General features: G+C 61.8%; 14 protein-coding genes. 10 read left to right on the forward strand and 4 right to left on the reverse strand.

What is annotated here, in order from left to right; genetic code table 11:
- Window positions 1-2 precede the first annotated feature (2 nt).
- The 4 genes from Q5H92_RS07160 to Q5H92_RS07175 all read right to left on the reverse strand — a co-directional run bounded on the left by Q5H92_RS07160 (window position 3) and on the right by Q5H92_RS07175 (window position 6461).
- Window positions 3-1400: an FGGY-family carbohydrate kinase gene (locus Q5H92_RS07160; protein ID WP_305010817.1), complete on the reverse strand. Its 1398-nt coding sequence runs from the start codon at window positions 1398-1400 to the stop codon at window positions 3-5.
- Window positions 1397-2677, reverse strand: coding sequence for a sugar isomerase (locus Q5H92_RS07165; protein WP_305010818.1), 1281 nt, complete (start codon window positions 2675-2677; stop codon window positions 1397-1399). The genes Q5H92_RS07160 and Q5H92_RS07165 overlap by 4 nt, the downstream gene beginning before the upstream one ends.
- Before the next feature lie 279 nt (window positions 2678-2956).
- Entirely contained in the window at window positions 2957-3967 is a 1011-nt protein-coding gene (locus Q5H92_RS07170; RefSeq protein ID WP_305010819.1) for a GntR family transcriptional regulator, read from the reverse strand.
- A 385-nt stretch (window positions 3968-4352) separates the two neighbouring features.
- Complete coding sequence (locus Q5H92_RS07175; RefSeq protein ID WP_305010820.1) at window positions 4353-6461, reverse strand: bifunctional aldolase/short-chain dehydrogenase; 2109 nt, start codon at window positions 6459-6461, stop codon at window positions 4353-4355.
- Window positions 6462-6748: 287 nt separating this feature from the next.
- Between Q5H92_RS07175 and rhaT the strand changes: the two genes are divergently transcribed.
- From rhaT to Q5H92_RS07225, 10 genes are all read left to right on the forward strand, one after another.
- On the forward strand, window positions 6749-7834 hold the full coding sequence (gene rhaT, locus Q5H92_RS07180) for an L-rhamnose/proton symporter RhaT (RefSeq protein ID WP_305010821.1): 1086 nt from the start codon (window positions 6749-6751) through the stop codon (window positions 7832-7834).
- 76 nt (window positions 7835-7910) lie between these two features.
- Window positions 7911-8129, forward strand: a complete 219-nt coding sequence (locus tag Q5H92_RS07185; protein ID WP_305010822.1) for a hypothetical protein — start codon at window positions 7911-7913, stop codon at window positions 8127-8129.
- Between the two features lie 200 nt (window positions 8130-8329).
- On the forward strand, window positions 8330-11446 hold the full coding sequence (locus tag Q5H92_RS07190; protein ID WP_305010823.1) for a SusC/RagA family TonB-linked outer membrane protein: 3117 nt from the start codon (window positions 8330-8332) through the stop codon (window positions 11444-11446).
- Between the two features lie 32 nt (window positions 11447-11478).
- Complete coding sequence (locus Q5H92_RS07195; protein ID WP_305010824.1) at window positions 11479-12999, forward strand: RagB/SusD family nutrient uptake outer membrane protein; 1521 nt, start codon at window positions 11479-11481, stop codon at window positions 12997-12999.
- A 171-nt stretch (window positions 13000-13170) separates the two neighbouring features.
- The gene (locus Q5H92_RS07200) at window positions 13171-15120 is read left to right on the forward strand and encodes a rhamnogalacturonan lyase (protein WP_305010825.1); all 1950 of its coding nucleotides are present in this window, start codon (window positions 13171-13173) and stop codon (window positions 15118-15120) included.
- 165 nt (window positions 15121-15285) lie between these two features.
- The gene (locus Q5H92_RS07205) at window positions 15286-17616 is read left to right on the forward strand and encodes a glycoside hydrolase family 2 TIM barrel-domain containing protein (RefSeq protein ID WP_305010826.1); all 2331 of its coding nucleotides are present in this window, start codon (window positions 15286-15288) and stop codon (window positions 17614-17616) included.
- Window positions 17617-17774: 158 nt separating this feature from the next.
- On the forward strand, window positions 17775-18539 hold the full coding sequence (locus tag Q5H92_RS07210; RefSeq protein ID WP_305010827.1) for a rhamnogalacturonan acetylesterase: 765 nt from the start codon (window positions 17775-17777) through the stop codon (window positions 18537-18539).
- 154 nt (window positions 18540-18693) lie between these two features.
- The gene (locus tag Q5H92_RS07215) at window positions 18694-19488 is read left to right on the forward strand and encodes a rhamnogalacturonan acetylesterase (RefSeq protein ID WP_305010828.1); all 795 of its coding nucleotides are present in this window, start codon (window positions 18694-18696) and stop codon (window positions 19486-19488) included.
- Between the two features lie 82 nt (window positions 19489-19570).
- On the forward strand, window positions 19571-21316 hold the full coding sequence (locus Q5H92_RS07220) for a hypothetical protein (RefSeq protein WP_305010829.1): 1746 nt from the start codon (window positions 19571-19573) through the stop codon (window positions 21314-21316).
- Between the two features lie 170 nt (window positions 21317-21486).
- Window positions 21487-24354 carry a glycoside hydrolase family 2 protein gene (locus Q5H92_RS07225; RefSeq protein ID WP_305010830.1) on the forward strand — a complete coding sequence of 956 codons (2868 nt, stop codon included), beginning with the start codon at window positions 21487-21489 and terminating at the stop codon, window positions 24352-24354.
- Window positions 24355-24392: the final 38 nt, after the last annotated feature.

Below are 24392 nucleotides of genomic sequence, written 5' to 3' on the forward strand. Positions count from 1 at the left end.
CGTTACTTGCTTACGGGCGACACTTCGTTTCGCACCGCCGCCAGCGGCATATCATCCTCGTCGGTGAACAATGGCTGCGTCTTCTTCAGCGCCTCACCCTGCTCCAAGTGGACCAAAGCCCCCAAAGCCGTAGCCTGCGGCACTTCCAGCGTGCGGATTTCTGCTTTCGGGAAGTTCCAGCTCAGCGTTTGCATGAAGAGCGGGTTGCGGGCAAAACCGCCATCGACAAAGATGGTTTTCTCACCCTGCCAAACCAGGTGAATCGATTCGAGCAGAATATTAATCAGCCCGTGCATGAGGTGCTGGTAGGCATCCGAGGCGGTGCGGAAGCCGCTCAGGTCCCACTCCTCAGCCGGCTGGTCGGGGAAGGGGCCGGTGCCGGCCATGCAGGCCGGGCGGAAGCCGGCGGAGGCCTCGTCATAGGGCCGGGCCAGCACGATGGAGCGGTAAAAATCGGGCTTGACGTGGAAGTGGGCGGCGATGCGCTCTACTTGGTAGTCGTGTTCGCGGCCCAGGAACACGCGGGCGGCGCGGGTGGCCTCGCCCCGGGGCGTCATGAAGCTGAGGCAGTCGCGGCGCAGCAGCTCCGGCGTCAGGGCGTTGCTGTTGAAGGGGTTGATGGTGACCGACCAGGTGCCGGTGGATACCAGCACGAAGGGCTCATCATTCTCCGCCAGGTAGGGCATCACGGCCGAGGTGCTGTCGTGCAAACCCACGCCCACCATGATGCCGTCCACCACCGAGGCGATGGAGTCGCGGGTGAGGGGCGCCAGCTTCTCGTCGATGCCCTCGCGGTACACCCACTCGTGGTAGTCGTTGCGCTTGTAGTCCCACAGCGCCGTGTGGCAGCCGATGGAGGTGAAGTCGCTGAATTTCTCACCCGAAATCAGGTAGGAGAGGTAGTTCGGCAAGTGCAGCGAGGTGTGAATCTGGGCGTACTTCTCGGGCTTGGCGTATTTCAGCCAATAGAGCTGCAGGCCGGAATTCAGCAAACCCAGGCGCGGTGAGCAGGTGTCGGCCGCGAATTCTTCCGGCGACTGGCTTAGCTCCGCGTAAAACTTGGTCTCAATATCGGCCGGCATCGGCTTGAGGTAGTTGTAGAGCGGCAGCATGGGCTGGCCGTCGGCGCCGAGGTGCACCCAACTGGCGCCATAGGCCGTGAAATTCACGCCCTTTACGGTGTAGTGCGGGTGGTGGCGCAGCTGTTTCCAATGGTCGAGCACCCACTCCGTGAGGCGGGGGAGGTGGTCGCACACGAAGCCGTCGTCATCGAGCACGTCGGTGCACACATGTAGCTCTTCGTTGATAATCTGCTGGTCCTCATCAAAGAGAATCAGCTTCTTATTGGTTTTGCCGATGTCGAAAACGGCGTAGACGGTTTTTTTGATGCCTGGATTCATAGTCCCGTCGATACGCTGTGCTTGCCGCGTTGCTGGATGAGTTTCTCGCGCACGCCCTCGGCGCGGAAGGCCGTGAGGGGCCGCAGGGCGCCGCCGGCGCGCAGGTAGGCTTCCGATACCAGCGGGCGCACGTCGGTGAGGAAGGCGTCGCGCAGGATTTCCTCGGCGCGCACCACGTCGTTGGCGTCCTGGGCTTCGGCGAGGGCTTCGCGGTCCACGAGCAGGGCTTTGGCGTAAGCCGAAAGGATGTTTTCGACCGATTGCAGGAGGTCTTCCAGCGGGTCTTTCACGTTGTGGCTGGCGTCAATCATGTAGGCCACGGCCTCAGCGGGAACCGATTTATCGAGGGCGGCGTCCACCAGCTCGTTAAAAATCAGGAACAGCTGGAAGGGCTTGATGCTGCCGGTGGTCAGGTCGTCGTCGCCGTACATCGAGCCGTTGAAGTGGAAGCCCCCGAGGCGGCCGAACTGCCGCAGGCGGCCCACAATCTGCTCAATATTCGTGTTGGGCAAGTGGTGGCCCAAGTCAACCAACACCTGCGCCTGCTGGCCCAGCGCCTGGCACAAGGCCAGTGAGGTGCCCCAGTCGGGAATCACCATCGAGTAGAAGTTGGGCTCGTAGGGCTTGTACTCCACCAGCATGGTCCAGTCCGAGGGCACGGCCTCGTAGATGGCCGCCAGCGACTCTTGGGTGCGCGAGAAAGCGCGGCGCAGGTGCGACTGGCCGGGGAAGTTGGAGCCGTCGGCCAGCCAGATGGTCAGCGTTTTGGCGTCGAGCTGCTTGCCGTAGCGCACGCAGTCGATGTTGTGCTGAATGGCCTGCTCGCGCACGGCCTTTTCGGTGTGGCTGAGCGAGCCGAACTTGTAGGACTGCGGCTGGTCTTTCTGGTCCTGGAAGGTATTGGAATTCACCGAATCAATCACCAGACCTTTCTCCTTCAGCAGCTGCTGCAGGCCGGGAATGTCCTGCGGAATATCCCACGGAATGTGCAGCGAGATGGAGTTCGACGAGCGGTTCAGCGCCTGCAGAATGCCCACGTCGCCGATTTTGTCTTCCAGTGTCGCCGGCTCGCCGCCGGCCGCAAACCGGCCGAAGCGGGTGCCGCCCGTGCCCAGCGCCCAGCTCGGAATCGCCACCTGGAAATCAATCAGCTTCTGCACCACGGCCGCCACATCGGCGTGGCGCAGGCGCGGCGACTCGGCCGTGTATTGAAACTGGGTTTGGTGCTCGGCCAGCAGCGGCTGGTTGAGTTCGGCAAGGCGTTGGTCAGAGAACATAGGTTGGCGAGGAAATAATGTCCGGTGTTGGTTGGGTAGCTACAAATTACCCGTTTCCGTGAGGGCGAACTGTTCTGGGCTCTCCTGTTTTGCGAGGGAAAAACCCCACCCCCGGCCCCTCCCCTCTGGGGGAGAGGAGCCACGGCTGCGTAGGCATGACATCGTGCATAAGCTTTAGCTTGTGCAATCGTTGAAATTCCCCAACGGACACAAGCCAAAGCTTAGGGTATGAGAATCACCAGGCTCCCCTCCCCCGGAGGGGAGGGGCCGGGGGTGGGGTTACAACGACCCCCTACGAATCGTGTAAAACGGGTTCTTGACCTTCACGCGCTGTTTCTCCAGCAGCAGGGTGGCGGCGGTTTTGCCCATGGCCTCGAAGTCGGTGGTAATCACCGTCATGTTCAGCAGCTCTTTCAGGGGTGTTTCGTTGAAGGAAATGATGCCGACTTCGCGGCCCAGCAGGTAGCTGGTCTGGCGGATTTTCTTCACCAGTTCCACCAGGTCGGTTTCGCGGATTACCACGTAGGCGGTGCCGGCCTGCACCACCTCGTTCATGGCGTTTTCCACCACCGCAAACTCCTTGTTGCGCATCAGGCAGAAGGAGCGGAAACCCCACGGCAGCTCTTCCGGGTGGTTGGCGTCGGAGGGCAGCACCAGCACCAGGCGGGAGTATTTTTCGAGCAAGTCCTCAGAGCTTTCCAGGGCGTTGAAAATGTCCTTATCGAAGTCCTGGAACACGCGCAGGCAGTCGTGGGTCAGCTCCGGGATGTCCTTGTCGAGCAGCACCAGCTCCTGGCTGGGAATGGTGTTGAGCACGGCGCGCGACTGAGCCTTGTCGGTGTTCAGCGCGAAGTGCGGCATCACCACGTAGTAGTTGTACTTGCCGAGGTTCTTCTCGATGATTTCCTGGAACAGATTCACGTTGTAGTGGTGAATCTGCAGGTCGACGGTGGCGCGGTCGCCGAGGGTTTCGAGGAAGGCGTAGTAGATGATTTTTTTGTAGGAGCTGAGCTTGTTGAAGACCAGCAGAATCTTCAGCTTCGAGGTGTCGCTGGCTTCCACGTAGTAGCCCTTGCCCTGCACCGAGGTGATGAACCCCCGCTCGCGCAGCTCGCGGTAGGCCTTTTCCACGGTGTCGCGGGCCAGGTAGTGCTCCACGCTCAGCTCGCTGATGCTGGGCAGGTGGTCGCCGTTTTTCAGCACGCCGCGCTCAATGTCCATGATAACCGACTGCACAATCTGCTTGTACTTCGGGGTTTTGTCCAGGGGCTTTAGTTGGAGTTGGTACATGCCGGAAGGGGGGCGGGTGATTTCAGGCTTTTCTACCAAGGGAAACCCGGTTGGAAGCGGCGAAATTCAGCGGTGCAAAGAGGAAGGTGGGAAAGGGCAAAAACGCGGGGCGCTAACCAAATGTAGCCTTTTCCGCAACGTATACCGATAGATAGCGGGCGTAATACGCGCAAAAAAAGAACGTCATGCTGAGCGAAGTCGAAGCATCTCGCTCACACCGTCTGTCATCCTGAGCAAAGCGAAGGACCTTATCAAGCCAGAACAACCAGCGTTCAGCGGTGATAAGATGCTTCCTTCGTCAGCATGACAAACGGTGTGGGCGAGATGCTTCGACTTCGCTCAGCATGACGTTCAATTATTTACATAAGCCGTCAAGCCTTGACGCTTAGCGCACGAAGGCCATGGCCACGCCACCGTCCACGTTCAGCACGTTGCCGGTGCTCTTGCTTAGCGAGCCATCCACGAACACGCGCACGGCCTTGGCAATGTCTTCCGAGAGCAGCTCCTCACCCAGCAGCGTGCGCTTGGCGTAGTGGGCGGGCAGCTCTTCCACCGAGATGCCGTAGGCCTTGGCGCGGCCGGCGGCCCAGTCGCCTTCCCAGATTTTCGAGCCGCGCAGCACGGCGTCGGGGTTCACGGTGTTGACGCGGATTTTGTCGGCGCCGAGCTCGGCAGCCAGCAGGCGGCTCATGTGGAGCTGGGCGGCTTTGGCGGTGCCGTAGGCCACGTTGTTGGGGCCGGCCACGAGGCCGTTTTTGCTGGCGATGTTCACGATGTCGCCGCCCAAGGCCTGCTGGCGCAGGATGGCTACGGCCTCCTGGCTCACCAGGAACTGGCCTTTCACGAGCACGTCGTTCAGGATGTCCCAATCGGCTTGCGTGGTGTCAGCCAAAGGTTTGGAAATCGACAGGCCGGCGCAGTTCACGATGATGTCGACGCCGCCGAATTGCAGCGTAGCGGCGCGCAGCGACTCGGCAATGCTCTCAGCATCAGTCACGTTGATGGCGGCGGTGAGGGCGCTGTCCTTGCCGAACTGCTTGCGCAGGTCGGTCTGGGTTTCTTCGAGGCGGTCGCGGTCGACGGCCACCACGCAGGCGCCGAATTTCAGCAGCTCTTCGCAGATGGCTTTGCCGATGCCGCCGGTGCCGCCAGTCACGTAGGCCACCTTGCCCGACAGGGCTTTAGGCGGGGCCATGCGCTGGAGCTTAGCTTCTTCGAGCAGCCAGTATTCGATGTTGAAGGCTTCCTGCTCGGGCAGGCCCTGGTAGGTGCTCACGGCTTCGGCGCCGCGCATCACGTTGATGGCGTTGGTGTAGAACTCGGCGGCGACGCGGGCGGTCTGCTTGTCTTTCGAGAAGGAGAACAAACCCACGCCGGGCCACAGGATGATAACCGGGTTGGCATCGCGCACGGCGGGCGAGTTGGCGTGCTTGCTGCGCTCATAGTAGGCCACGTAGTCCTTGCGGTAGGCTTCAAACTGCGCTTCCAGGTAGGTTTTCACGCTGGCCGCGTCGCCCTGCATCACGTTGGCATCGAGGACGAGCGGGCGGATTTTGGTGCGCAGGAAGTGGTCGGGGCAGGAGGTGCCTTTGGCGGCGAGGCGGGCGAGGTCGTGCGAGTTCACGAATTCGAGCACGCGGGCGTCATCCGTGTAGTGGCCCAGCATCCGGCGCTGGCTGCTGGCCAGGCCGCGCAGTACGGGCATCACGGCGGCGGCGGCGGCGCGGCGGGCGGGCGCGTCGAGGGTTTGCTCGCGCTTCACGCCGCCGAAAACCGGGGCTTTCTTGCCATAGTTGGCTTCGAGGTAAGTCGCGGCCTGCTCAATGACTTCGAGCGTGTTCATGTACGACTCGTATGACGTATCGCCCCAGGTGAAGAGGCCGTGGCCGCCGAGGATGACGCCGCGCAGGCCGGGATTGTCGGCTACGATTTTTTCGAGCTGCAAACCCAGGTCGAAACCAGGCTTCTGCCACGGGAGCCAGCCCATGGTGTCGCCCCAGATTTCGTGCATGATTTGCTCGCCGTCCTTGCTGGCGGCGATGGCAATCAGGGCATCGGGGTGCAGGTGGTCGATGTGCTTGAAGGGCAGCAGGCCGTGCAGCGGGGTATCGATGCTGGGCGTGGCGCACTTGGGGTCGAAGAGGCAGTACTCGAACAGGCCCACCATTTCATCCTCAAATTCGAGGCCGCGGTAGCGGTTTTTCAGCTGGTGCAGCTTTTCTACGTAGAGGTTGGCGCAGCCCTTGCGGGTGAGCGTGCCGATATCGCCACCCGAGCCTTTCACCCACATCACTTCGGCGGCTTCGCCGGTCACGGGGTTGGTTTCCTGGATTTTGCAGGAGGTGTTGCCGCCGGCGTAGTTGGTCAGGCGCAGGTCGGCGCCGAGCAGGTTGGAGCGGTAGAGGAAAAGGGCTACTTCGTCGCCGGCCAGCTCTGCGGCTTTGGCTTCGTCCCAGAGGTAGCTGACGTGCTGGAAAGTGAGGGTTTTTTCCATGAGAGATGGTGCAGATGCGTTAACCGGAATTCGAAATAGGTTTGCGATGCTACAAAGGTGCCCGGTGGTGGGGGCGGCCAACATCCTGCACTCTCCTGCTTAGCACTAAAAAGTTATTGTGAACAGTAGCGCGGACTTTGTAGTCCGCGTCCTCGCGCTGCATTGGATGCCGTTCGGGTTTCCGTGGGGGGTGCGGACTACAAAGTCCGCGTTACTTTCGCGGTCAGGAGAGCACAGGAGGGTTTGGACTCACTTACCGGGCAGCTTTGCTCAAAATCGACATTATTATGGCTGTAATCTGGGGAGTTATCCTTCATGCGCTGGGCGGCTTTGCCTCCGGCAGTTTTTACCTGCCCTACAAGAAAATCAACGGCTGGGCCTGGGAAAGCTACTGGCTGGTGGGCGGCATCGTGTCGTGGCTGCTGGCGCCCTGGATTCTGGGCTACCTCACCGTGCCGCACCTGTTCGAAGTGCTGCACCAAGCCGATAACTCGACCATCTTCTGGGCCTATTTCTGGGGCATTCTCTGGGGCACGGGCGGGCTCACCTTCGGGCTGGCCATGCGGTATCTGGGTTTGAGCCTAGGCATGGCCGTGACGCTGGGGCTGTGCGCCGTGTTTGGCACGCTGGTGCCGCCCATTTACGAAGGCAAGATGGGCGAATTGGCCGCTACGGCCTCGGGCCGCTACATTTTGTTGGGGCTGGGCGTGTGCGTGCTGGGCATTCTGATTTGCGGCCGGGCCGGCTTGCTAAAGGAAAAGACCCTGACCACCGAGCAAAAGCAGGAGTCCATTGCCGAGTTCGACCTCAAAAAGGGCCTGATGGTGGCCGTGTTTTCGGGCATCATGAGCGCCTGCTTCTCGTTCGGGCTCACGGCCGGGCAGCCCATTGCCAAGCTGGCCGAAGCCAACGGCACCAACCCGCTGTTCGTCAACAACGCCATTCTGGTCATCATCCTGGCCGGCGGCCTCACCACCAACGCCATCTGGTGCATCTACCTCAACCTCAAAAACAAGACGTACACCGACTACCTGAACCCCTCGTACCCGGCCCTGCGCAACATCCTGTTCTGCGCGCTGGCCGGCACCACGTGGTACTTCCAGTTCTTCTTCTACGGCATGGGCGACAGCCAGATGGGCGCCTACCGCTTCTCGGGCTGGACGCTGCACATGGCCTTTATTATCGCCTTCAGCTCGATGTGGGGCCTGATTCTGCACGAGTGGCGCGGGGCCAACCGCAGCACTATGCGCACCGTCACGCTGGGCATTATCGCCGTGGTGCTGTCCACGGTGGTGGTGGGCTACGGCAACTACCTGGGTTCGCCGGAGCACAGCGGGGCAGCGGCGCAGGATACAGCGGCCGTCATCGAATAAAGTCATTGGCCTTTATAGCCTGGAAATATATGCCTGGGCCCTCCAACCGCTACGGTTAGAGGGCCCAGGCTTTTTAATGCCTTCAGGTTCGGTGCTGGGTGCGAAAGCGGGCGGCTGTTTGATTACCAACAGGAAAGAAGTTGGCTCCACCGAAAGGCTGCTGGTCAGATTTTGCGCGGAAGAGCAGCCAGATGCGGGCGTGCTGCCGCTAAAGAACCGCGAAAAATACGGCTCTGCCAGCGGTTTATTCAGCCTCAGCCTTGGGCCCGAAGCAACGGTTGATAATGAGGTATAAGCGGCCTTGCCGTCCGCAGCAAAGGCGGAGTGGAATAGTGGTGGAAATGTCGATAAGATGAAAAAATAGTACAGGAACCAGCGAATTCAGGAGAGCACAGGTAAGTCTGCGCAATCGATAATGCTTGCTTTGTCATCACTTAAGGAAGCCCTTACTCACGGGGCTTTTGCTTTTTAAAAACCCACCAACCAACCCTTTCCATGAATAAGCTATACCAGCTTACCCGCCTGCTACTGCTCGTGCTGGCGGTGTTCTACTCCCAGGCCGCCCTGGCTCAGACCCGCGCCCTAAGCGGCAAGGTGACCACCGCCGACACCAAAGAAGCCCTGCCCGGCGTGACAGTGCTGCTGAAAGGCACCACAAACGGCACCGGCACCGGCCCCGATGGCACCTACACCCTGCAAGTGCCCGAACAGGGCGGCACGCTGGTGTTCAGCTTTGTGGGCTACGCCAGCAAGGAGGTGCCCATCAACGGCCAGACCACCATCAGCCCCGTGCTGGACGTGGACAGCAAAGGCCTCGATGAGGTAGTGGTGGTGGGCTACGGCACCCAGAAAGCCGGCAACGTGACCGGCGCCGTGACGGGCATCACCGCCAAGGAGATTGAGGAGCGACCCGTGAACCGCATCGAAAACGCGCTGGTGGGCCAGATGCCCGGCGTGTACGTGCAAACCACCACCGGCGAGCCCGGCGCCGACCTGCAGATTCGAGTGCGTGGCGCGGCCTCCATCAACGCCTCCAACGACCCGCTGTACGTGGTAGATGGTGTGCCGGTGGACAACCTGCGCGGCATCAACCCCACCGACGTGGCCAACATCGAGGTGCTGAAAGACGCGGCCTCAGCCGCTATCTACGGCTCACGCGGCTCGAACGGCGTGGTGCTCGTGACCACCAAGCGCGGCAAGAAAGGCGCGGCCAAGCTGCAGTTTTCGGGCTACACGGGCGTGCAGCTGGCCGAAAGCCGGCTGAAAGTGCAGTCGGCCGAGGAGTGGATTCAGATGCGCAAGGAAGGCATTGACATTGATTGGGTGAACCAGAACCCCACCCTGAACCGGCCTGAAGACTCGCGCACTACGCGCCTGCAGCGCCTGACCGTGAATGGCGTGGCCCCGAGCACGACCAACGTCATCCGCTACACCTACGACCCCAAGTGGCAGTACGGCCAGGACAGCCTGGACTACATCGATTGGCAGAAGGCCATTTTCCAGCGCGCCATCATGCAGCAGTACACGGTGGGCGTGTCGGGCGGCACCGACAACGTGAACTACAACGTGAACGGCTCGTTCCTGAACCAGAACGGCATCATCATCGGCAGCGACCTGCAGCGCGCCACGTTGCGCGCCAACATCGACGCGCAGATTCGCAAGGGCATCAAGCTGTTTATGACCCTGGCCCCGAGCATGGAGTGGAGCAGCCTGGGCCGCGTGGACGGCACCGGCGGCCAGGCCCTGAACGCCGCCCAGATGCCGCCCGTGTCGCCGAAAGGCGCGGGCATCTACGCCGGCGCCGACCCCTACTTTACCTACAACTACTCGGGCCGCTACATCAGCCCAGTGGCCGTGATGGAGCGCACCGACGCCAACGGCACCCGCACCCGCCTCAACGCCAACATGGGCCTGAACCTGGACATTTACAAGGGCCTGCAGCTGCAGCTGCTGGGCGCTATGGACAACGGCTACTTCCAGGACCAGATTTACACGCCCACCAACGCCAGCCGCGACTGGGTGGGCGCCGCCCCGGGCTCGCTGAGCACCTCGCGCTACTCGCAGACGTTTAACACGCGCTACCTGTTTCAGAGCGTGCTGAACTACACTCGCTCGTTTGGCGACCACAACCTGAACGCCATCCTGGGCTACTCGGTGGAGCGTACCAAGGTGGACTTTTCGCAGCAGGAAAACGGCCAGCTGCCCAACGACCAGACTTACCTATTCGACCGCGCCAACTCGACCGTGAACCGCAGCTACATCACGGCCGGCAAGGAGGCCCTGCTCTCGTACTTCGCCCGCGCGCAATACGACTACAAGCAGCGCTACCTGCTGTCGGCCAGCATCCGGCGCGACGGCTCCTCCAAGTTCGGGGCCAACCGGCCGTTTGGCTACTTCCCGGCCGTGAGCGCCGGCTGGCGCATCTCCAGCGAGAACTTCATGCAGGGCGTCACCTTTATCAGCGACCTGAAGGCGCGCGCCAGCTGGGGCGTGACCGGCAACAACCGCATCCCGAACGACTCGCAGTTTTCGCTGCTCGGCGTGAGCAACTACTCGCTCGGCGGCGCCAGCATCAACGGCTACGCGCCAGTGGGCTTCCAGAACCGCGACCTGGGCTGGGAGCAAACGGCCAGCTTCAACTACGGCCTCGACTTCAGCATCCTGAACAACCGCCTGCAGGTGACGGCCGATTACTACACCAAGCAAACTTCCGACCTGCTTTATCAGGTGCCGTTGTCGTCGCTCACCGGCTTCACCCGCACCTACGTCAACATCGGCGAAGTGTACAACCAGGGCGTGGAACTGGGCCTGACCTCGCGCAACTTGGTGGGCGCTTTCCAGTGGGAAACCAACTTCAACGCTTCCTACAACAAAAATCGCGTCGAGAAGCTCGACTACGACAACACGCCCGTGCCCACCGGCAGCAGCCCCGGCGGCTTCGTGAGCTTGTTGCAAGTGGGCCTGCCCATCAACTCCTATTACCTGTACGACGCCATTGGCGTGTACCAGACCCAGGCCGAGGTAGACAACCAACCCAAGCTGAGCAACACCCGCGTGGGCGACATCAAGTACCGCGACGTGAACAACGACGGCAAAATCACGGACGCCGACCGCACCATCATGGGCAACCCTACGCCCAAGTACATCTTCGGTATGACGAACACCTTCCGCTACAAGGGCTTCGACCTGATGGTGCTGGTGAACGCCCAGCAGGGCGCCTACCTCTACTCGCTCATCGGCCGCAGCATCGACCGCCCCGGCATGGGCTACCTCTACAACCACGCCAGCAGCTGGAACAACCGTTGGAAGTCGGAAGCCGAGCCCGGCGACGGCAAAACCCCCAACATCACGGCCCAGAACAGCTCGCTGCTCGACTCGCGCTGGCTGTACAGCTCCGACTACATCCGCCTGAAGAACATCAACCTGGGCTACACCCTGCCCAAAGGCCGTTTCTACAGCGGCGCCCGCGTCTACGTAACGCTCGAAAACGCCTACATCTGGCACAACTACACCGGCGGCTTCTCGCCCGAGGCCCTGCAAGTTGGCGGCTTCGACAACGGCAGCTACCCGCAGGCCCGCACCTATACGCTGGGCTTCAACCTGACGCTGTAAGGCTTCCTACCCCTTAAAATCGACACATTCCGATGAAAGCATCATTTCTAAAACAAGTGGCCTGCGCCGTGGGCCTGGGCGCGGCCGGGCTGCTGGCGACCTCCTGCAAGGAGGACATTCTCCAGATTCAACCCGTGGCCAACAACACGGTGGACGGGTTTTACCAGAACGAAATCCAGGTGAACCAAGGCGTGATGGCCATTTACAACGGCACCCTGTCGTTGCCCGAAAACTCCTACTGGTTTCTGGCCGAATTCCGCTCCGACAACATCGCTGCCGACATTGCCACCGTGCAGCGCGACTACAGCGACGTGAGCAACTTCAATACCACCTCGCAAACCCAGCAGCTGCAAGCCACCTGGACCGACCTCTACGAAATTGTGTACCGCGCCAACGTGCTGCAGGAGCGGATTCAGCCCTTCACCTTTGCCCGCGTCAACCAGTTCAAGGGCGAGGCCCGGTTCCTGCGCGCGCTGGCCTACTTCGACTTGGTGCGCTTCTTCGGCGCCGTGCCGATTGTGGACAAGACGCTGACCATCGAACAGTCGAAGCTGGTGCCGCGCGCCCCCGTGGCCGACGTGTACAAGTTCATCGCCGACGACCTGCTGTTCGCAGCCGACAACCTGCCCGCCACCTACACCGCCGCCGACAAGGGCCGCGCCACCAAGTGGGCTGCCAAGGCCCTGTTGGCTAAGGTGTACCTCACCATGTACGGCTACCCGCTGCGCCAGGCCAGCGCGCTGCCCCTGGCCAAGCAGCAGCTGATGGACGTGTACGCCGCCGCCAGCCCCACCACCTTCTCGGTGGCCGCGAACTTCGCCGACCTGTTCAAATCGGCCAACGACAACAAATACGCCGTGTTTGAAATCCAGTTCCAGTCGGGCGGCACCGGCCTGGGCAACCCCATTCCCTGGCAGCAGGGGCAGGTGTTCCCCACCAACTGGTCGCCCTTTACGGGCTTTGCCGCCGACTTCACGCTGCCGCCCGCCTTGTTCGGGGCCAACTGGCCCAAGGTGGACAAGCGCAAAGCCGCCACGCTCGATTCGGTGGTCCGCAACGCCGCCGGCACCATTGTGGCGGGCCGCCCGGAGTTCACCAAGTTTCTGGAGAAGGGCGCAGCCGGCGTGCAAAACCGCACCGATTACGCCAACAACTTTCCCATCATTCGCTTCGAGGACGTGGTGCTGATGTACGCCGAGGTGCTGACCGAGGAGAATAACATCGCGCTGGCCATTCCGCTCGTGAACCAGATTCGGACCCGCTCGGGCCTGACGGCCTTCACCGCCGCCTCGCCCGAGGCCGCCTCGCAGGCCGCCTTCCGCGCCGCCATCCTCAAGGAGCGCCGCTACGAATTTGTGGCTGAAGGCCAGCGCTGGCACGACCTGGTGCGTACCGGCAATGCCATTTCGGTGATGACGGCCTTCAAGCGCAGCACCACCGCCGCCGGCGCCAGCTTCCGCCAGCTCGACGACCACGACCTGATTTTCCCCATCCCGCTGCTCGAGCTGCGCATCAACCCGGGCTTCTGGCAGCAAAACCCCGGCTACAACTAAGCCATCGGCTTTTAACTGAGGTTGTAGCAAAAAGAACGTCATGCTGAGCGCAGTCGAAGCATCTCTACCGCAATAGTGAATCCTGTTGATTGGATTAGTTGAACGGTAGAGATGCTTCGATTGCGCTCAGCATGACGTTCTTTTTTAGTATCACTCGTCCTGCTTTCGCTTATGAAAACCCGCTTTTTGCCTTTGTTGCTGACTACTTGCCTGCTGGGCGCGGGCCCCTCGATGGCACCGCCACCTGACGCCCCGCAGGCCCAGCCCGAGCGACTGGGCAGGGGAGTGGTGGCCCTGCCGGCCAGCCAGGGCTTTGGCGCATTCATCAGCTGGCGCCTGCTGGCTTCCGACCCCGCTAACGCTGCCTTTAACATTTACCGTCTGGGCCGAGATGGCAAACCGTTCAAACTGAACAAAGAGCCCATCACGACCAAAACCAATTGGCAGGACGAATACGATAAAGTGGCAGGTGCTCCCTTCACCTATACGGTCGAATTAATCGGCTCTAAAGCTGCCCCCGACCCATCGGCCACGGCAAAAGCCTGGGCCGAAGGCTACCTGCGCCTGCCGCTGCAGCCGCCGCCCGGCGGGACCGTGAGCAGCGGCCCCGAAACCAGCCCATACACCTACACCGCCAACGACGCCAGTCCCGCCGACCTCGACGGCGACGGCCAGTACGAAATCGTGCTGAAATGGGAGCCCACCAACGCCCGCGACAACGGTTCCAGCGGCATCACCGGCCCCGTCATTCTCGATGCCTACAAGCTCGATGGCACTCGCCTCTGGCGCATCAACCTGGGTAAGAATATCCGGGCCGGCGCGCACTACACGCAGTTCATGGCCTACGACCTCGACGGTGACGGCCGAGCCGAAGTGGCCTGCAAAACCGCTGACGGCACCGTGGACGGTGTGGGCAAAGTCATCGGCGATGCCAGCAAGGACTACCGCTCGCTCACCGTGCCTACCGACGGCGCCAGCGTGCCCAGCGCCCGCGACGCCACTTACGGCCGCATCCTGGCCGGGCCGGAGTATTTCACGGTTTTCGATGGCCGGACCGGCGCGGCGCTGGCCAGCACGCCCTACCTGCCGGGCCGGGGCGACCTCAACGGCTGGGGCGGCATCGGTGGCAACGGCGGCAACGACCACTACGGTAACCGCGCCGACCGCATGCTGGCCGCCGTGGCCTACCTTGATGGGGCCAAGCCCAGCGTGGTGATGTGCCGCGGCTACTACGGCCGCACCGTGCTGGCCGCCTGGGACTGGCGCGGCGGCCAGCTCACTTCGCGCTGGGTATTCGACTCGAAAGACGGCCAGAATCCCTTCTCCGGCATGGGCAACCACGGCCTGAGCGTGAACGACGTGGACGGCGACGGCCGCGACGAAATCGTGTACGGCTCGATGGTGGTCGACGACAACGGCACGGGCCTGTTCAGCACCGGCCTGCGCCACGGCGACGCCCTCCACGTCTCGGACCTCGACCCCAGCCTGCCCGGCCTCGAAGCCTGGGGCGTGCACGAAAACGAAGAGAAAGTGCCCGGCCACGAAAACGGCCCCGGCGCCGCCCTCTACGCCGCCGGCACCGGCCAAGTCCTCATCTCCAAACTACCCGGCGAGGACGTGGGCCGCGGCATGGCCGCCGACATCGACCCGCGCCACCCCGGCGCCGAACTGTGGGTGAGCAACCCCGAGCTGGGCCTGCTCAACTGCAAGGGCGAGCGCATCGGCCCCTCGCCGCGCTCCGTCAACTTCGGCCTGTGGTGGGACGGCGACTTGCTACGCGAGCTGCTGAACGACACCCGCGTGGAGAAGTGGGACTACCAGGCCGGCCAGCTCAGCAAGCTGCTCGAAGGCAAAGCTTTCGGCGCGGCCTCCTGCAACGGCACCAAGGCCACGCCCTGCCTCAGCGCCGACCTGCTAGGCGACTGGCGCGAGGAAGTGGTGTGGTGCACCGCCGATAACACGGCCCTGCTCATTTTCAGCACCACCATCCCGACCACGCACCGCCTCGTCACGCTCATGCAGGACCGCGCCTACCGCCTCGGCGTGGCCCGCGAAAACGTGGGCTACAACCAGCCCCCGCACCCCGGCTTTTTCCTGGGCGAAGGCATGAAGAACCTGTAGCGTGGACTCTGCGAGTCCGCGCCGGGACCGGCTAGTTGAACGGCGCGGATAGGCGCGGACTCGCAGAGTCCACGCTACGGCGCAGGTAAGTGCAGGATGCCGCCAACCGCATTTAATCGAACATTTGACAACCAAAAGCCTCCTTTTCCACCCGAAAACGACTTAATGAATAGATTCCTCCTCGTGGCCCGCCGCACCGCCTCTGTGGCGCTTTTGCTGAGCAGCTTCCCGGCGCTGGCCCAGCGCGTCACCACGCCCTTCGATGCCGACTGGCGTTTCCTGAAAGCCGACGCCAAAGGGGCCGAAGCCCCCGCCTTCGCTGATGCCAAATGGCGCACCCTGAGCGTGCCGCACGACTGGAGCATCGAAGGCCCCTACGACCAGGCCAACCCCACGAGCCGGGGCGGCGGCTACCTGCCGGCCGGCATCGGCTGGTACCGCAAGTCGTTCACGCTGCCGGCCACGGATGCCCAGCGTCGCGTCCGCATCGAGTTTGATGGCGTGATGGCCAACAGCGAGGTCTGGATAAACGGCGTGTCGCTCGGCCAGCGGCCCTATGGCTACAGCAGCTTCAGCTACGACCTGACCAGGCACCTGAAATTTGGCAAGGGCCAGACCAACGTACTGGCCGTGCGCGCCGACAACTCGGTGCAGCCGGCCTCGCGCTACTACACCGGCGCGGGCATCTACCGGCACGTGCGGCTGGTGAGTACGTCGCCCACGCACTTCGGCGAGGGCGACGTGTACGTCACCACTTCGGACCTGAATCACGAGACGGCGAAGGTGAACGTCAAAGCCGAGGTGATGAATCAGTCGGCCACGGCCAGCGAGTTTGTGCTGCAAACCACCATCACCTACGGCAGCCGGAAGTATGGGCCTTTTGAAGCAAAAGGCACCGTCGCGGCCGGAAAATCGGCCGAAATAAGCCTGCCGGCAGCCATCAACCGGTCAATCCTGCCCTGGTCGCCCGATAGCCCCAACCTGTACCAGGCCGTGACGACCTTGCGGCAAGGCAACGCCGTGCTCGATGAGGTAACGACGCCCTTCGGTGTGCGCGAAGCCAAATTCGACGCCGCCAAGGGCTTCATCCTGAACGGCGTGCCGATAAAAATAAAGGGCGTGTGCCTGCACCACGACGCGGGCGGCCTGGGCGCCGCCGTACCGCTCGACGGCTGGCGCCACCGCCTGGAACTGCTGAAGCAGGCCGGCGTGAACGGCATCCGCACGGCTCACAACCCCGTGGCACCGGAGTTCCTGGACCTGTGCGACCAGATGGGTTTCCTGGTGATGGACGAGACATTTGACACCTGGACGGCGGCCAAAAACAACGGCGAGCAGGGCTACAACCGCTTCTTCACGAAGTGGTGGGAGGCCGACACGCGCGCCATGGTGCTGCGCGACCGCAACCACCCGAGCATCGTGATTTATAGCGTGGGCAACGAAATCCACGACAACCTGAACAACCCCGAGGGCTTTCAAAAATACAAGATGCAACAGGACCTCATCCACCAGCTCGACCCCACGCGGCCCGTCACGATGGCGCTGTTCCGGCCCGGCCAGAGCAAGGTGTACGAGAACGGCTTCGTGGAAACGATGGACGTGGTGGGCCAGAACTACCGCGAAAACGAACTGGTGGCTGCCCACAACGCCAAGCCCGAGCGCAAAGTCATTGGCACCGAAAACGGCCACACCCTCACCGCCTGGCTGGCCCTGCGCGACAACCAGTTTATGGCCGGCCAGTTCCTGTGGGCCGGCTTTGACTATCTGGGCGAAAACGACTGGCCCGCCACCACCTCCGACCTTGGCCTGTTCGACCGCATTGGCGGCTGGAAACCCATTGCCTACCAGCGCCAAAGCTGGTGGAGCGACAAGCCCGTGGTGCACCTCGTGCGCAAGGAAGGCAACGCCGGCGCCGGCCCTTGGGTAGCCAACTGGACGCCCACCGACTTTGACACCTACGACGACGGCAAAGTGGAAGCCTACAGCAACGCCGACGAGGTGGAGCTGTTTCTCAACGGCCAGTCCTTAGGCAGCAAGTCAAAGCCCGCCAACGACGCCCCCCGCGCCTGGGACGTGACCTTCGCCAAGGGCACCCTGCGCGCCGTGGCCCGCAACAAGGGCCAGGAAGTAGCCACCGACGAGCTGAAAACCGCCGGCCCGCCCGCGCGCATCATCCTCACCACCAGTCGCCCCAAGCTGGGCGCCGGCTGGGACGACGCCGCCTACATCACCGCCCGCGTAGTGGACGCCAACGGCATCCTCTGCCCGAATGCCGACAACCAGCTCACCTTCACCATGACCGGCCCGGCCCTGCTGGCCGCCGTGGACAACGGTAACGTGGCCAGCCACGAAGGCTACCAAGTGAATCAGCGCAAGGTCTACCAGGGCCAGTGCATCGCCATCGTGAAGGCGAAATCGGCGGGTGGCGCGATTACGGTGAAAGCCTCCGCGCCGGGCCTGACGGACGGCACCACAACGATGGAAACAACGAAGTAGGCCCAGTAATTGAATAGCGCCGCAAGGCCGTCATGCCGAGCGCAGCCGAGGCATCTCGCGTGCCGAAGTAATCAAAACCGTTGAGCCGATTGGATTGCGTTGCGCACGCGAGATGCCTCGGCTACGCTCGGCATGACGGGCCACCAAATTCTCAGACCATGAAAACCAAAACCCTGTTTGCCCTCGCGTCCATTCTTCTCTTTCTGGCCAGCTTTACCAAACCCAGTCCGCCGCCCACGCTCTACCTCATCGGCGACTCGACGGTGAACAACAACGGCAAGGGCCAGATGGGCTGGGGCAACGTCATCGGCGCCCTGTTCGATACCACTAAAATCAAGGTGCGCAACAACGCCAAGGCCGGCCGCAGCACCCGCACATTCATCACCGAAGGCCGCTGGAAAACCACCATAGACGCCATCCGGCCCGGCGACTTTCTCATCATGCAGTTTGGCCACAACGAAGGCAGCGTGCCCGACACCAGCAAGGCCGGCCGGCGCGGCGTGCTGCGCGGCACCGGCGAGGAAACCAAAAACCTCGTGTGGCCCGACGGCCATCCCGAAACGGTGAACACCTACGGTTTCTATCTGCGCAAATTCATCCGCGAGGCCAAGGCCAAAGGGGCCACGCCGGTGGTCTGCTCCATGATTCCGCGCAACGAGTGGAAGGATGGCAAAGTCATCCGGGCCAGTGCTGACTTCGGCAAGTGGGCCCAGGAAGTGGCCCAGCAGGAAGGCGTGGCTTTCATTGATTTGAACGACCTCACGGCGCTGAAATACGAGAAGCTGGGACCGGAGGAAGTGAAGAAGTTCTTCCCCGGCGACCACACCCACACCAACGAAGCCGGCGCCCGCCTCAATGCTGAATCGGTAGTGGACGGCATTCGGGCTAATAAGAAAATAGCGCTGCGCAAGTACCTGCGGTAGAGATGCGTATTCGCGTCTCATTGTTGAACGCCTCACCCTCCTGTCATGCTGAGCGCAGTCGAAGCATCTCTACCGCGCAACCAATCTAATTACTGCTGCACGCGAGATGCTTCGACTGCGCTCAGCATGACGTTCTGTTGAGTATTCTTCTCCTATGAAATCCACCAAAACCACCCTCACCGCCAGCCTGCTTGTCCTCGCCCTGCTGCTCGCCGCCTTCACCTCCCGTCCCACTAAAAAGCCCACCCTCTATCTCATCGGCGACTCGACCGTGAAAAACGGCAAGGGCAAGGGCGACGGTGGTCTCTGGGGCTGGGGCAACTACCTGCCCGCGCACTTCGATACCACCCGCATCCGCATTGAAAACGATGCGCTGGGCGGCACCAGCAGCCGCACCTTCCAAACCAAAGGGCTGTGGGAAGCCGTGCGCGCCAAGCTCCAGCCCGGCGACTTCGTCATCATGCAGTTCGGCCACAACGACGACGGCGCGCTGGTCGACACCTCCCGCGCCCGGGGCACCATCAAGAGCAACGGCGAGGAAAGCCAGAACCTCTACAACCCCCTCACCAAGCAGCAGGAAGTGGTGCACAGCTACGGCTGGTACCTCCGCAAAGTCATTGCCGAAACTAAGGCCAAAGGCGCTACTCCGGTGGTGTGCTCGCTCATTCCCCGCAATGGCTGGAAGGATGGCAAAGTAAACCGCGCCACCGACGGCTACACCAAATGGGCCGCTGAGGCCGCCAGGCAGGGCGGGGCTTTTTTTATCGATTTGAATAAGCTGGTGGCCGACAAATACGACCAGGAAGGCGAGACCAAAGTGGGCACTGTCTACTTCACCTCGAAGGACCACACCCACACCATTGAGGCCGGCGCGCAGCTGAACGCGGCCACGGTGGCGGAGGGGATTCGGGCCACGAAAGGGCTGGCTTTGAGAAAATATTTGCGGTAGCGCCGACTTTTAGTCCGCGAATTGCAGGTTCGATTTTGATATACTCGCGGACTAAAGGTCCGCGCTACAGCCACCATTTCGCATGAAGAACGTTGCCGTTGTAGCCGTGTTTCTGAGTTGCTTTGGCAGCTTAAGCAGCAGCGCCCAGACGCCCGCCGCCCGGCCTGCACCACTGCCAGCCACCGTCATCATCCCGGCTTCCGACTTCATTCAGGAAATTCCGAAAGGCGTCGTCATCGCCGATGCCAACGCCCTGCACGCGCCCTGGATTTTCAACAACACCGCCCTGGTGCTGAAATCGAAAACCAATATGCAGGTGCGGGTGCAGGTGCCCGAGGCGGGCCGCTACACGCTATTCGTGCGCAGCCAAGGCGAGAAAAACACGAGCTTCAAAGTGGCCGTCAACGACAAGGTGACGGCCGTGAATTTCGGGCGCGGCCCGCTGAGCTGGCAAGTCGGCGGCGCATTTGAGCTGCCCGCCGGCCCGGCCTACGTGAAGCTCACGCGCATCGAAATGGGCGCGGCCTTGGACGTGCTGGTGCTGAGCAAAAACAACAGTTTGAAGGAAGAAGACGTGCGGCCCTACCAGCTGCCGGAAGACGTGCAGCTGCTGAAGCAATACCCCATCCCGACCTCGAATGCGGTGAAGTTCGGCGATGTGGACGGTGATGGCAAAACCGATTTTATGGTGCTAGAGCAGGACTTTTCAGCCCACGTTTTCGATAATTCCGGTAAGGAATTGTGGACCTACAAAGCGCCCGCCGAGTACATGAAGGAGCGTTTGGAGTTTGAAGCGCCCGGCGTGCTGTGGGATTTCGACCACAACGGCCGGGCCGAAGTCGCGCATTGGCGCTTCATCGAAGGCAAAGAATGGTTAGTGGTGGCCGATGGCCGCACCGGTCGCATCCTGCGCAAAACGGCCTGGCCCACCCAGCCGCTGCCGCACGTCTACAACAACTTCCGGCTGGCCATTGCCCACCTGCATCCCGGCCCGGCCAACGACCTGGTGGCCTACACCGACATGGGCGGCACCCAGAACGTGACGGCCTACGCGTCTGATTTAAAACAGCTCTGGCAGCACACCGAGCACCGCAAAAAAGACAACCTCGGCCACTACGTTTACCCCGTCGACCTCAACGCCGACGGCCTCGATGAGGTACTCGTCGGCTCCCTGCTGCTCGATAAAAACGGAAAAGAAATCTGGAACCGCTTCGACCTGCTGCCCGACAACCACGACCACGCCGACAGCTACAAATTCATCGACATGAACGGCGACGGCCGGCTCGACATCGCCACCGCCAACAGCGAAACCGGCGTGTTCATCTACGACGGAATGACGGGCAAAATCATCTGGCAAAACACCGCCGAGCACAGCCAGCAGCTAGCAGTAGGCAATTTCCTGAAAGGCGTTTCCGGCCCGCAGGTCGTCATCGGCGGCCGCACCTACGGTACCAAGGGCACCGACGAGCCCGGCCTCTCCAGCCAGCTCTACTGGTTTGATAACGGTGGTAACCTGGTGAAAAAATGGCCCGGCAACCCCATCAATGGCAACCCCGATTTCGTGCGTGGCAACTGGCGGGGCGACGGCGCCACCTGGCTGTTCTGGCACAAATTCCGCCTGAACGACGTGGGCGCTGGCGAGCTGTATTTCCCCGATACGGTCTTCCACATGTTCGATTTTACGGGCCAAGGGGCTGAGGAAGTTATAACGTTAAGCAACGGTCGGCTGAGTGTCTTCGGCAGCCGTAGTGCCGCGCACAGCGGCAAAGACTCGAAGAAGAATCAGGAATATTTGAGAAACAGCGTGGTCAACCACACGCATTACTAACGATTAACCTCACCCCCACCCCCTCTCCCGCGGAGAGGGGAGCCTGACGATTGCAGTCGATTACGCCGCCGTGGCTCCCCTCTCCGCGGGAGAGGGGCCGGGGGTGAGGTGCCGGCGTCAGGCGACGCGAGATGCGCCTCACGACGTGATTTAAAAGTTCAAAACCGCCTATGAAATACCTCTGCTTACTTTTTTTAACTCTGCTGCTGGCCCAGCCCACCTGCGCCCAAACGCCCGCCACCCAACGCCAAATCCAATACCTCTCCGGCCGCGACAACCACCCGACCGTGAAGTGGGATTTCTACTGCACCGGCGGGCGCAAAAGCGGCTATTGGACCACCATTGCCGTGCCTTCGTGCTGGGAGCAGCAGGGCTTCGGCCTCTACAACTACGGCCGCGACTACAAAACCTACGGCAAAAACTTCCGCTTCGCCGATGAGCAGGGCCTCTACAAGCACAGCTTCACAGTGCCCGCCGCCTGGCGCGGCCGGCACATCGAAATCGTGTTTGAAGGCTCGATGACGGATACCGAAGTAAAGATTAACGGCACGGTGGCCGGCGCTATTCACCAGGGCGCGTTCTACCGCTTCAAGTACGACATCACCGACAAGCTGAAGTTCGGCGAGGCCAATTTGCTGGAAGTGAAAGTGAGCAAGATGTCGGCCGAGCCCAGCGTGAACAACGCCGAGCGGCTGGCCGACTACTGGGTATTCGGTGGCATTTTCCGGCCGGTTTACTTGCAATCCTACCCGCAGCAATACGCCGAAAACGTGGCCATCGACGCCCGCGCCAACGGCACGTTCACGCTCCGCGCCAACGTGCGCAACGTGAAGCAGACCGCCCAATTGCAAGCCGATATTCTCGACCAAACTGGCCAAACCGTACTCACTGCCAGCACCACTGTTGTCGCTGGTGATACTGTGGCCCGCCTAACTGCCACTATCAAAAACCCGCGCCAGTGGACGGCTGAAACGCCCAGCCTCTATCGCGCCCGCCTCACGCTCCGCACCGGCCCGGAAACCCGGTATCAGACCACTGAAACCTTCGGCTTTCGCACCATTGAGGTGCGGCGCGGACAGGGCATTTACGTGAACGGCACGCAGGTGAAAATGAAGGGCACTAATCGCCACAGCTGGTGGCCCGAAACCGGCCGCACCCTCAACGACAGCATCCAGCTGCAGGACGTGAAGCTGCTGAAGGAGATGAACATGAACGCCGTGCGCATGTCGCACTACCCGCCCGACGCCGAGTTCCTGCACCTCTGCGATTCGCTGGGCCTCTACGTGCTCGATGAGCTGGCCGGCTGGCAGAAATTCTACAGCACCCGGGCCGGCACCCCGCTGGTGCGCTCGATGGTGGAGAAAGACCAGAACCACCCAAGCATTATCTTCTGGGACAACGGCAACGAGGGCGGCACCAATAAGGAATTGGACGCCGTGTTCTACCAGTACGACCTCCAGAAACGCCTCGTCATTCACCCGCACCACCGGCCCGGCAACGCCGTGAGCGGCATCGACTGCAACCACTACGAGGACTATTACAGCACCCAGAAAATCCTCGCCGATTCGCTCATCTACATGCCCACCGAATTCCTGCACAGCCAGGACGACGGCGGCGGGGGCGCCGGCCTGGCCGATATGTGGGAGCTGCACTGGAAATCGCAGCGCTCGGGCGGCGGCTTCCTCTGGGCGATGGTGGACGAGGGCATAGCTCGCACCGACCAGCACAACATCATCGACGTGAACGGCGTGAACGCGCCCGACGGCCTCCTGGGCCCGCACCGCGAAAAGGAGGGCAGCTTCTTCGCCATCCGCGAGATTTTCTCGCCCGTGCACATCACCCTGAAAGAGCTGCCGGCCAAGTTCGACGGCACCATTCCGGTCGAAAACCGCTACCACTTCACCAACCTCAGCCAGTGCTTTTTCCAGTGGGAGCTGGTGAATTTCCGCAAGCCGAGCGACCCGTTCGCGGGTAGCATTCCGGGCAAGAAAAGCCGCTTCAAAAGCCCTAATGTGGCTCCTCTAGCCACCGGCAAGCTGAATCTGGCGCTGCCGAAGGACTGGAAGAATTATGACGGACTAGTGCTTTCCGCCTTCGACCCGCAGAAGAACCTGGTGTACAAATGGACTTGGAAAACCGGCGGCAACACCCGTCTGCTGGAAGGCGTGCTGGCCCTGCAGGCCAAGGACAAGCCCGCCATGCTGGTGGCCGAAACCGACTCCACGCTCAACCTCACGGCCAGCAACATTAGCGTTACGTTCAGCAAAACCAACGGCCGCATCACCGGCGTGAAGGGCAACAACGGCGACAAGCTCAGCTTCACCAATGGCCCCGTGCTGGTGGCCGGCACCGCCGCCTTCGCCGGCCTCACGCACCGCCCCGAGCCCGACGGCGAAGTCATCGAAGCCAACTACTCCGGCGCCCTGAAAACGGTGCGCTGGAAAATGCACGCCACCGGCTGGCTGCAAATGGACTATGAGTACGCCCTCACCGGCGACCACGCCTTCGCCGGCCTCAGCTTCACCTATCCTGAGAACTTTGTCATTGGTGCGAAGTGGCTGGGGCAGGGCCCGTACCGCGCCTGGAAAAACCGCATGTCCGGCACCACGCTCAACGTGTGGGAAAACGCCAACAACAACACCCAAACCGCCGCCGCCCCCTGGATTTACCCCGAGTTCAAAGGCTACTTCGCCGATATTGCCTGGATGGAATTCAACACCGTGGAAGGCGCCTTCCTCGTTGCCAGCCCCGATAAGGACCTGTTCATCCGCCGCTTCAACTTTTATGGCCTGAGCGGCGTGAAGCCCCAGCCCGGCCTTCCCATCGGCGACATTTCCTTTCTCGACCGCATCCCGCCCATCGGCACCAAGCTGGGCCTCAACATCGACCCCAACCCCAAAAACCTGGGGCCGAACAGCGAAACCAACCACCTCACCGGCGCGCCCATCCGGCGCACGCTCTACTTCTACTTCGGCCTGCCGCCCACCGACAGCAAGCCCCAGCCCTACATCGCGCCCGTGAAGGACGACTTGTTCTAAACGACAGACCCAAGCGGGCCGCAGGTTAGCTGAAACGG

It is taken from the genome of Hymenobacter mellowenesis, from assembly GCF_030581005.1.
Classification (GTDB): domain Bacteria; phylum Bacteroidota; class Bacteroidia; order Cytophagales; family Hymenobacteraceae; genus Hymenobacter; species Hymenobacter mellowenesis.

What these genes read in the sequence shown, in the direction of transcription:
- Q5H92_RS07160 (WP_305010817.1), bottom strand. Translation starts at nt 1,400, where the DNA reads ATGAATCCAGGCATCAAAAAAACCGTCTACGCCGTTTTCGACATCGGC.
- Q5H92_RS07165 (WP_305010818.1), bottom strand. Translation starts at nt 2,677, where the DNA reads ATGTTCTCTGACCAACGCCTTGCCGAACTCAACCAGCCGCTGCTGGCC.
- Q5H92_RS07170 (WP_305010819.1), bottom strand. Translation starts at nt 3,967, where the DNA reads ATGTACCAACTCCAACTAAAGCCCCTGGACAAAACCCCGAAGTACAAG.
- Q5H92_RS07175 (WP_305010820.1), bottom strand. Translation starts at nt 6,461, where the DNA reads ATGGAAAAAACCCTCACTTTCCAGCACGTCAGCTACCTCTGGGACGAA.
- rhaT (WP_305010821.1), top strand. Translation starts at nt 6,749, where the DNA reads ATGGCTGTAATCTGGGGAGTTATCCTTCATGCGCTGGGCGGCTTTGCC.
- Q5H92_RS07185 (WP_305010822.1), top strand. Translation starts at nt 7,911, where the DNA reads ATGCCTTCAGGTTCGGTGCTGGGTGCGAAAGCGGGCGGCTGTTTGATT.
- Q5H92_RS07190 (WP_305010823.1), top strand. Translation starts at nt 8,330, where the DNA reads ATGAATAAGCTATACCAGCTTACCCGCCTGCTACTGCTCGTGCTGGCG.
- Q5H92_RS07195 (WP_305010824.1), top strand. Translation starts at nt 11,479, where the DNA reads ATGAAAGCATCATTTCTAAAACAAGTGGCCTGCGCCGTGGGCCTGGGC.
- Q5H92_RS07200 (WP_305010825.1), top strand. Translation starts at nt 13,171, where the DNA reads ATGAAAACCCGCTTTTTGCCTTTGTTGCTGACTACTTGCCTGCTGGGC.
- Q5H92_RS07205 (WP_305010826.1), top strand. Translation starts at nt 15,286, where the DNA reads ATGAATAGATTCCTCCTCGTGGCCCGCCGCACCGCCTCTGTGGCGCTT.
- Q5H92_RS07210 (WP_305010827.1), top strand. Translation starts at nt 17,775, where the DNA reads ATGAAAACCAAAACCCTGTTTGCCCTCGCGTCCATTCTTCTCTTTCTG.
- Q5H92_RS07215 (WP_305010828.1), top strand. Translation starts at nt 18,694, where the DNA reads ATGAAATCCACCAAAACCACCCTCACCGCCAGCCTGCTTGTCCTCGCC.
- Q5H92_RS07220 (WP_305010829.1), top strand. Translation starts at nt 19,571, where the DNA reads ATGAAGAACGTTGCCGTTGTAGCCGTGTTTCTGAGTTGCTTTGGCAGC.
- Q5H92_RS07225 (WP_305010830.1), top strand. Translation starts at nt 21,487, where the DNA reads ATGAAATACCTCTGCTTACTTTTTTTAACTCTGCTGCTGGCCCAGCCC.